Consider the following 10,252-nt stretch of genomic DNA (forward strand, 5'->3'; position numbering starts at 1 on the left):
TTCCAAATCGGTTTAAAGATCAGGATATTTTAGCCCCGCTTCCAACCTGGTCGCAAATATACTGTCCGTTTTCACAATACGCAACCAACTCATTCTTAATAAATTGCAAAACTTTTTCCCGATTCGCCTTGGGGTAAAGCAAATGTACATTGGCCCCTGCGTCCAGGGTAAAGCACAGCGGTATCCGCGTTGCTTCCCTGAATTTCCAGATGTTCTCTATGATTGCCAGCGTATTGGGCTTCATGAGCATAAAGTAAGGAGAGCTGGTCATCATCATCGCATGCAGGGTCAGGGCTTCACTTTCCACAAGGGCCACAAAACCTTCCAAATCCCCCTCCGCCAGGATACTTTTGATCCTTTCCATATTTCGATGGGCCTGTTTAAATCTTTCCTCAGCAAAAGGATGGCCTTCCATTAGTTTATGCCCCACAGTGCTGCTGATCTGTTTTTGCCCGCGGTGCACAAGAAGTATCGTATCCTGGTAGTCCCTGTAGACCTCATGGACTCCATCTGGAAACGGAACCCCGTAGAGGTCAGAACTTCCTGCAATCTCTGCATGGGCTCCCCAAACTACCATACCGCCGGCTATACTCCTGCATGCACTGCCCGATCCCAGCCTTGCCAGGAAGGAGGCCTTTGCTTCTCTATATGTACTGTCTAGTTTTGCTCCCTGCCGCTCTTCTATTTCCACGAGGCAGGACGCCAGGGCCGCCATTGCACTGGCGGAGGAGGCGATCCCACTGCTGTGAGGAAAGGAATTAGAAGATGAAATTTGTAACTGGTACGACTTCAGAAAAGGAAGGTAGGCCGCTGTCCTTTCAAAAAATGCTCGCAGTTTAGGTTCAAATTCAGGCTTGGGTTTTCCTTCAAAAAGGAACTCGAAGACAACCTCATCACTAACCTGAGGCCGTTTTTCATAGCGTACTCTCGTACTTGAAGTGCAGGCATCCAGCGTAAAACTGATCGAAGGGTTTGCTGGCAGCTGACCGGGGTATTTCCCCCAATACTTTATCAGGGCGATGTTGCTGGGGGCTTCACAATGAACCTGCCCTGCTTCAAGGGGCCTACCAGGCAGGGATGGTACAAAGTCCTTCTCGGTCATAGCTTAATAATTTTTGCAAAGATAGCTTTTACACTTCTTAGGGGTTAACCCAATAAAAATAATTTGCTATTTTAGATTTAAAGCCGATCAAAACATTGAAAAAACAAGCCTTCTATATAGGGATTGCAGTAGCCGTATGCCTGCTCATTGGGTTTTTATCCGGTTTTGCCACACAGAGCTCGGTGAACGACTGGTACGCTGCCCTGAACAAACCCAGTTTCAACCCTCCCAATTGGATTTTCGGACCTGTCTGGACAGTCCTCTACATCATGATGGGTATCGCAGCGGGGATTGTCTGGTCCAAAGGATTTTACCACAAATGGGTAAAAACAGCCCTTTATCATTTTGGGTTTCAATTGCTCTTCAACGCCCTCTGGAGTGTGGTTTTTTTTGGCTTTCAAAGCCCCTTTTGGGCACTGCTCGTAATCCTGGTGCTGATGATGCTTATTCTGGGCACAATTCGCTGGTTTAACGTGGTGAGCCGGCTGGCGGCCTATTTGATGATCCCTTATTTCCTCTGGGTCTGCTTCGCATCATTACTGAATTACCGCATCTGGATGTTGAATTAAATAGAAGGCCTCCCTTAGCGATTCGCCTGAAGCAGCAAGGGATCTTCAGTTTCATCACCGCATTCGCGCCTATTATGAGTTCTGAAATAATTGGGTTACTTTTAGTGCCAACCGCGGGTTCTTAAAAAAATACGCTTTTTATGGAGCAATATATCCTGGCCCTGGATCAGGGAACAACAAGCTGCAGGGCCATTGTCTTTGACCAAAAAGGACAAATCATTAGTACTGCCCAACAAGAATTCACCCAACACTTTCCTGAACCTGGCTGGGTAGAACACGACCCACTGGAAATCTGGAAAACCCAATCCGAGATGGCCAGTAAAGCCCTTGATAAAAAGGGGATCGGGGCAGATCAAATTGCCGGAATTGGAATTACAAATCAACGGGAGACCATTGTGGTTTGGGACAGGCAGAGTGGACAACCGATATATCCCGCAATTGTCTGGCAGGACAAACGGACCTCAGATTACTGTGATCAACTCAAGGAAGCCGGGCACAGCAAGATGGTCCGCGAAAAAACCGGTCTGGTTATCGACGCCTACTTCTCTGGCACAAAGGTAAAATGGATTCTGGACAACGTAGACGGGGCCCGTGAAAAAGCAGAAGCCGGGGAACTCCTTCTAGGAACTATAGATAGCTGGCTAATTTGGAACATGACCAACGGCGAGCTGCATATCACCGATGTTACCAACGCATCGCGCACGTTATTCTTCAATATCAACAGCATGGAATGGGATGCCGAGCTGCTATCCCTGTTAGGCATTCCAAGTAAAATGCTGCCCGAGGTAAAGGCTTCAAGTGAAAACTATGGCCATACAGAATTCCTGGGAACCGCTATTCCCATTGCGGGTATTGCAGGGGATCAGCAGGCGGCGCTTTTCGGGCAAATGTGCACCCAAAAAGGGATGGTTAAAAACACCTATGGAACAGGTTGCTTCATGCTCATGAATATCGGTGACCAGCCTATTGTTTCCAATAACAATCTGCTCACCTCCGTTGCCTGGCAGATTGGTGGAAAGACCCAGTATGCCCTGGAAGGCAGCATTTTCATCGCTGGTGCTGTGGTACAGTGGCTAAGGGACAGCCTAAAGATCATCGATAGTTCCGCCGAGGTAGAAGAAATGGCGGCCTCTGTTCCGGATTCCGGTGGTGTATATTTTGTTCCGGCCTTTGCCGGACTTGGCGCCCCACACTGGAACCAAAAAGCAAAAGGCTCCCTTTTCGGCCTGACACGCGGAAGTACTGATGCCCATATTGCACGAGCTGCTTTAGAGGCCATTGCCTACCAGACCATGGACATCGTAAAAGCTATGGAAGCGGACGCAGGGATCGCTATAGGCGAGTTACGGGTAGACGGTGGAGCTACTGTAAACAACCTCCTGATGCAGTTCCAGGCAGACGTACTGAACACCACTACCATCCGGCCCAAAATAGTGGAGACTACGGTAATGGGGGCTGCGTTTTTGGCCGGACTTGCCGTCGGGTACTGGACTGACCTAAAGGAAATAGAACAAATATGGCAGACAGATGTTACCTTTGAACCAACTTCAAATCGTGATGCAGTAGATAAGGGAATACAGGGTTGGTACAGGGCCATTGAAGCTCTGGAGTTTTGGAGTAAAGCGAAATAATATTATTCAACTATGACCCCTTTTGTTGCAGAAATTATAGGAACCTTCCTTCTAATGTTACTCGGATGTGGTGTTAATGCCAACGTTGTGCTGAAAGGTACCAAAGGTCATGGCTCCGGATGGCTCGTCATCACTACGGGATGGGCCTTTGCCGTTTATATTGGTGTGCTCGTAGCCAGTCCTTACAGCGGGGCGCATATAAATCCAGCGGTGTCCATCGGTCTGGCAGCTGCCGGCGAATTTCCCTGGGCAGATGTTCCCGCCTATATCATGGCCCAGTTTATTGGGGCGATGTTTGCCGCCTTCGTGGTCTGGCTAATGCACAGGGACCACTTTAACCTTACGGAGGAAAAAGAGCTAAAACTTGCCGTGTTCTCCACATCTCCGGCCTATCCCAATGTCCCTTTGAACCTGCTCAGCGAGCTCGTGGGTACTTTTGTGCTGGTTTTTGCGGTATTGTATTTTACAGATGCCAATATCCAGGACTCCCAGCAGATCATCGGATTGGGCTCCCTGGGGGCCTTGCCAGTAGCTATTGTCGTCTGGGGTATCGGATTAAGCCTGGGTGGAACTACCGGATACGCCATTAATCCGGCCAGGGACCTTGGACCACGTATTATGCATGCGCTGCTACCCATCCGGGACAAGGGCAGTAATCATTGGGAATATAGCTGGATCCCGGTAGTTGGACCCATTTTAGGCGGAGTAATCGCAGCCTTGCTTAGCCTCCAACTCGCTTAAGCTTGTTTTTTATGGATGCACCCTTTCCGGGTAATCACTGATGATCCCATCTACCCCAAGGGAAAGTAAATTTTCAATGTCCGAAGGCTCATTAACGGTCCAGGTATAGATTTTAAAGCCCGCCTCCTGAATCTGATTAATATTCTCTGCATTCAGAAAATTGTAGTTTGGGTTTATGGCCACTGCACCCAGCTCCTGTGCCACAGGAATGGCCTCAAGGGGATCAGATTCAGTAAGCACCGCTATAGCCACATCCGGATTGATTTTTCGCATTTCCCTGAGTTCGTCCCAGTTAAAACTGGATATCAATATATTGTCCCAGGACCATCCCCGCTTTTCTACATAGTAATCGAGGATAAAATTAACACGGTCCGCAGTACCAGCCCCTTTGAGTTCAACATTAAGGGCCACTGTATTGTTGATTAATTTTAGAACATCCTGCAACATGGGGATGGTATGGTTGCCATCCAGCAGGAGCTTCTTAAGGTCAAATATGAAGTATTCCTCAATATTTCCTCCTCCGTTGGTAAGTCGTTCCACCCGTTCATCGTGAAACACCACTATTTCATTGCTCTTAATCTTGAATACATCTATTTCGATCATATCAACACCCAGGTCCAAGGCCTTTTGTATGGAAGGCAGGCTGTTTTCTGTTTCATGCCCCATAGCCCCCCTGTGGCCAATAACCAAATAATCTTTATTTGCTTCGTTACAACTCATTAAACCCAATATCAATAAGACAATAATAAACCTAGACATAAGCTTTGTGTTTCTGATCGTCAAAAATAAACGTTTACCTAAAATTCTACCAAGCAACTAAGAAAGTAACCCATTCTTACCTGCCCTGACATTCCAATGCTAGTTGTTTCCAATTGTAAAATCTACTCTTCTCCAACACGGTAAATATAGGACTGCAAAGGCTCAAGCTTGACTGGGATGCGACCAATACCCCCCTGAACCAACAAGTTGTTCTGACCTCCATATAAGGCATCCCTCATGGGGTATGCCCCTTCATCCAATTGCCATGCCTCAAGGATATGATGGGGAACCTTCAATTCAATATCATAGGGTCTTTCTGAGTCAAAGTTCGAGATGACAATAAGTTTTTCCCCTTCAGACCAGCGGACATAAGACAGTACCCTATGGTCATATCCCGGGGTATGTTCCTTATTATAGAAGTGGATCTCCTCGTATTCGCCCATAAGGGCCTCACTCCCTATCGTAAGGTTAAGTAATCGCTTGTAAAAATCCCGGAGCCCTTTCTCCTGATCCGAAAGTTGTCCGCCATCAAATGCCTTGTTGTTAACCCAGCGCTGGTGGTGCGGCACCCCGATATAATCGAATATAGAGGTACGGGTAGGACTTCCAAAACCGGCATTCTCTGCACCCGGCTCCCCCACTTCCTGGCCAAAATAGATCATGGTGGGAGAAGTGCTGATGGTAGCTGAGACCACCATGGCCGGCTTACCTTTTTCAGCGTTTCCTGCAAAATCCGGACTGGCGATCCGTTGTTCGTCGTGGTTTTCCAAAAAGTGCAGCATATGGTGCTCAATATCCTGTAAGCCTTTTTGGACAACGGGGATATGGTCTGTCCATCCATGCCCCTGCATGATATGCTTTATACTGTCATACAACTCCACCTTGTCATACAGGTAATCCATTTTTCCTTTCTTAAGGTAATCCCGGTAAAGTGCAGGATTATAGACCTCGGCCAGCAAGAGCGCATCGGGATTTTTCATTTTGATATGGGAATTGAGGTAACTCCAGAATTCCACGGGGACCATTTCAGCCATATCAAAGCGAAATCCATCCACCCCCATCTCCTGCCAATACCAGGCGATATCCCTGAATTTAATCCAGGATCCTGGCACCTCCTTATCCTTCCAGAAGGTATAATGCGCCTTATGGTCTTCCCCAGCAAGGGTATCTGGCAGGATGTCAAAATCATATGACCCATCAGGCCGCACCCCATAGTTGACCTTTACCGTTTCATACCAGTCGTTAAAATGCGGGCGTGCCAATCGGGAGCCGTTGCCCGTCCATTTGGCTGGAAATTCATCAAACTTTCCATCAGACAAGGGATGGTCGGCACCACCTAGTGGCCGGTATCCGTCTGGCCACTCAGGCACCTCGAAGCCCTGGTTGGGGATATAGTAAAAATCATTGTCGCGGCTATATGCTACCTCTGTATTGTCATCTGCCCCAAAGGGCCTTTTCCCCTCAGGAGTTGAAGCCCCTTCGTAATTACGGGCCACGTGGTTGGGAACAATATCAATTAAAAGCTTTAGTCCCGCCTTATGTGTTCGATCAATTAAGGCCCGAAATTCTTCCAACCGACGTGCCGGGTCCTCGGCCAGATCAGGATTAACGTTGTAATAATCCTTTACCGCGTAGGGAGAACCGGCACGGCCCTTAACCACATCCGGGTCATCCCCCGGAATCCCATATGCACTGTAATCCGTAACCAGGGCGTGGTGCGGGACGCCCGTATACCAAATATGGGTTACCCCCAGCTCGCGTATCTCCCGCAATGCTGTATCCGTAAAATCCGAGAATTTCCCCACCCCGTTCTCCTCCAGGGTCCCCCAGGGCGTATTGGTGGTCTGGGTATTCCCAAACAACCGGGTAAAAACCTGATAGATAACTTTTTTTCGTTCCAATTGTGTTTGATTTTCTTGCTGTTCTGAGCTGGCCTCTTTTTCCCGTGAAGAACAGGAAATCAATAAACAGCCCAGCAGGATGGCCCAAATGCGCATCTTTTGATTATTTATAATTCGTAAGGAGGAGTACTCCTTTGGTTTCCAGCGGTATTTGATTCTCCCATACCATTTCCCCACCTTTAATCGGATCGTACATCCGCTTCCCATCCAGGCCCATCTCCGAAAAGCGCGATAGCTCAAGTTGCACCGGTTTTTCATTTTTATTCATAATTAGTGCGACGGTCCTGTTTTCTGAATATCGGAATAAAACATAGATCCCATCCTCAGGCGCAAAGTGTTTTGTTTTCCCCATGTGTATTACGGGTTCCCCTTTTCGGAAATGTAAGATTTTCCTAAGAAATTCCTGCATGTCTGAAGATGCTTCAGACAGCCCCGCACCACTAAAGGCATCCACAGTGTCACCTTCCCATCCCCCGGGAAAATCTGACCGGATTAACCCATGGCTATCCGGTTGTTGTGTGTTCTCCATAAGGATTTCGGTACCATAGTATACCTGGGGTATCCTCGGGGAGAGTAAAACAAAAGCCATGGCCATTTTAGTAAGTACAGCGTCTTCCTCAAGCTGGGTATAAATACGGTCCATATCGTGGTTGTCCGCAAACATCAGCAGCTCATGTGGCGAGGCATAGTGAAAATCATTGGCGAGGGCTTCGTATAGTGTTATCCATCCACTATCCCAGTCTTCTGTTTCCGTCAGCGCATCCACGAGGGCTTGTTGTAAAGGGAAATCCATTGCAGACCTGAGATAGGAGGTATACCCATCCCTGTTTTCAGCCCCCTGTTGCCAGTAGCCTACCAGTAGCGGATTATAGCTCCACTCCTCGCCTACTATCGAAAAATCAGGATATTCTGTCATGATCCTCTTTGCCCAACTGGCCATAAAATCTTTATCCGGGTAGGGATAAGTATCCTGACGAATGCCCCCCAGTTCCAGGGTTTCAATCCACCAAATACTGTTCTGTGTAATGTAGCTGGCCATGAAGGGGTTCTTCTGGTTAAGGTCAGGCATGGCGCTTACAAACCAGCCGTTGCTCATATCTTCCCTGTCCCTGTCCGAGGCATAGATATCCTGATTGGTGGTCCTTCTGTGGTTAGACACCTTCACCCTGCCCTTCCTTTCGAAAACGGGCTGTTCATTGATCCAGTCAGAAAAAGGCAGGTCCTCCATCCACCAGTGATGCAGTCCACAATGGTTGGCTACCTGGTCCATGATCAATTTGATACCCTTCTGCCTCGCTTTTGATGCCAGTTCCTTGTATACCTCCAGGGTCCCAAACCTGGGGTCTACCCGGTAAAAATCCGTTATGGCATATCCATGATACGATTGTTCGGGCATATCATTTTCAAGCAGGGGACTCGACCAAAGCGCAGTGAAGCCCATATCATCAATATAGTCCAGGTGGTTGATGATCCCGCGGATATCCCCGCCATGGCGGGCATAGTCGTCTTTTCTGTCGATCCTGTCTTCCCGAAGCCCGGCAACCCGGTCATTACTGGGATCTCCATTGGCAAATCGATCAGGGGTTATGAGATAGATAACATCTTCAGAGGAAAAACCTTTATAGTAGGCCTTATTATGAAGGCGTTCTTTTAATTCATAGGCAAACCGAATAGCCTTTCTTCCTTCCCTTTTAAGATGAATCTCCATTCTTCCCGGAGGGGTAGCAGGAGGGATGTACAAATCCAAAAATAAATAATTCGGGCTATCGGCTTTATGGACGCCTTGCAGTTGCACCTGCGGATGGTCCAGTGCAACCTCAAACGTTCCCAGGTCCTGACCTTTGAGAAGTAGCTGCAGCCTGTTGTCCTCAAAACCCACCCACCAGTTGGGAGGTTCAATACGTTCTACCTGGCCGTGGACAGTAGTCATCGCTAAAACGAATACAAATAGTAACCAACCATAGAACTTATAACCATCTCGATCTGGTATAGGGCTTATTCCCTTCATGTCATGCCTGGGTTACCGCATTGGAGGTAAGCACAAGTCGTTTTCCATTGACCCGAATAGACATTTCGTCTGCCCCTTCCAGCTCATAAGAGGAGCCCTCTTTGGTAACATTCACCTTGATGATCCGGTTACGGAAGTTGATCTTAAATGAATAGGAATCCCATTCATTCGGAATGCGCGGGGCAAAGGAGAGCTTGTCGTCACGGATACGCATGCCCCCAAATCCTTCTACCACACTCATCCAGGTACCTGCCATTGAAGTGATATGCAGGCCTTCTTCCACTTCCTTGTTGTAATCGTCCAGGTCCAGTCGGGAAGTCCTCAGATAAAATCGGTAGGCCTGTTCCATCCGGTCCAGCTTCGCTGCCTGTATACTGTGCACACAGGGAGAAAGGGAGGATTCATGGACCGTAAAAGGTTCATAAAAGTCGAAATGCCTTTCCAATTCGTCAGTGGTAAAATGGTCTTCAAAGAAATAGAACCCCTGGAGGACATCTGCCTGCTTGATATACGGCGAACGGAGGATCCTGTCCCAGCTCCATTTCTGGTTGATCGGGCGTTGGGATTTGTCCAGCTCTTCCACAGTAACCAATTCCTTGTCCAGGAAACCGTCTTGTTGCAGGTAGATATTGTAGTCCTCTGAAAATGGAAAATACAGGTTTTCCGCAACTGTGGCCCAGCCTTCGGTTTCGGCATCAGTTAACCGGGTTTGCCCTATGATACGGTCGTAATCCTCGGGATAGCCGTCTTTTACCTTTTGCAACTGTTCCAGGGCATATCGGATGCACCACCTGGCGGTGTAGTTGGTGTACCAGTTGTTGTTTACGTTATTTTCGTATTCATTGGGACCTGTTACGCCGAGGATCACATACTTGTTCTTAAACTTGGAGAAGGTCGCCCGCTGGTACCAGAATCGGGCAATCCCGATAAGTACTTCCAGCCCCATTTCCGGGATATAAGAGTAATCCCCCGTATACCGGTCATAGTTGTATATGGCAAAAGCAATGGCCCCGTTCCTGTGTATTTCCTCAAAGGTAATTTCCCATTCATTGTGGCATTCTTCACCATTCATGGTCACCATAGGATAGAGCGCTGCCCCATTATTGAACCCGAGCTTGCCGGCGTTCTCAATGGCTTTCTCCAAATGGTTATAGCGGTACTGCAGCAGGTTCCTGGCTACATGGTGGTCTTTGGTGGCCATGTAGAAAGGGATACAATAGGCTTCTGTATCCCAATAGGTGCTCCCGCCGTATTTTTCGCCGGTAAATCCCTTGGGGCCAATATTGAGACGTGAATCCGTACCCAGGTAGGTTTGATTCAGGTGGAAGATATTAAAGCGGATGCCCTGTTGTGCTTTTAAATCTCCCTGAATAGTAATGTCGCTCATTTCCCAGATGCGCGCCCAGGCATCCTTCTGTTCTGCCAGCAGGCGGTCAAACCCTTTCTCACGGGCTTTAGAAAGAGTTTCCCTGGCCGCTTCTATTAGCGCGTCAGCTTTGTGATTGCGAGATACGGTATAGCCGGCGTATTTCAGCAAGTGG

At 48.1% G+C, this 10,252-nt stretch carries 8 protein-coding genes; 3 read left to right on the forward strand and 5 right to left on the reverse strand.

The annotated features are described in order from the left end of the window. Positions 1 to 19 precede the first annotated feature (19 nt). Positions 20 to 1,102, reverse strand: coding sequence for a diphosphomevalonate decarboxylase (locus AC4E7D_RS00330; protein ID WP_490171801.1), 1,083 nt, complete (start codon positions 1,100 to 1,102; stop codon positions 20 to 22). 95 nt (positions 1,103 to 1,197) lie between these two features. On the opposite strand from AC4E7D_RS00330, the gene AC4E7D_RS00335 reads away from it, so the two are divergent. The 3 genes from AC4E7D_RS00335 (at position 1,198) to AC4E7D_RS00345 (ending at position 4,043) form a co-directional block, all read left to right on the forward strand. Then, positions 1,198 to 1,671: a TspO/MBR family protein gene (locus AC4E7D_RS00335; protein WP_490171802.1), complete on the forward strand. Its 474-nt coding sequence runs from the start codon at positions 1,198 to 1,200 to the stop codon at positions 1,669 to 1,671. Positions 1,672 to 1,811: 140 nt separating this feature from the next. Next, positions 1,812 to 3,302, forward strand: coding sequence for a glycerol kinase GlpK (gene glpK / locus AC4E7D_RS00340; RefSeq protein ID WP_490171803.1), 1,491 nt, complete (start codon positions 1,812 to 1,814; stop codon positions 3,300 to 3,302). Between the two features lie 12 nt (positions 3,303 to 3,314). Beyond that, positions 3,315 to 4,043 (forward strand): MIP/aquaporin family protein, encoded by a 729-nt coding sequence (locus AC4E7D_RS00345; protein ID WP_490171804.1) that lies wholly within the window; start codon positions 3,315 to 3,317, stop codon positions 4,041 to 4,043. Between the two features lie 9 nt (positions 4,044 to 4,052). Here AC4E7D_RS00345 and AC4E7D_RS00350 read toward each other — a convergent pair whose 3' ends face one another. The 4 genes from AC4E7D_RS00350 to AC4E7D_RS00365 all read right to left on the reverse strand — a co-directional run. Then, entirely contained in the window at positions 4,053 to 4,802 is a 750-nt protein-coding gene (locus AC4E7D_RS00350) for a glycerophosphodiester phosphodiesterase (RefSeq protein WP_490171805.1), read from the reverse strand. 122 nt (positions 4,803 to 4,924) lie between these two features. After that, complete coding sequence (locus AC4E7D_RS00355; protein ID WP_490171806.1) at positions 4,925 to 6,799, reverse strand: alpha-amylase family glycosyl hydrolase; 1,875 nt, start codon at positions 6,797 to 6,799, stop codon at positions 4,925 to 4,927. A gap of 7 nt (positions 6,800 to 6,806) precedes the next feature. Next, complete coding sequence (locus tag AC4E7D_RS00360; protein ID WP_490171807.1) at positions 6,807 to 8,633, reverse strand: glycoside hydrolase family 13 protein; 1,827 nt, start codon at positions 8,631 to 8,633, stop codon at positions 6,807 to 6,809. A 79-nt stretch (positions 8,634 to 8,712) separates the two neighbouring features. After that, positions 8,713 to 10,252 (reverse strand): family 65 glycosyl hydrolase domain-containing protein (locus AC4E7D_RS00365; RefSeq protein WP_490171808.1); only part of this gene is annotated, 1,540 nt, incomplete at its 5' end.

The sequence above is a fragment of the Lentiprolixibacter sp. genome (assembly GCF_982873095.1).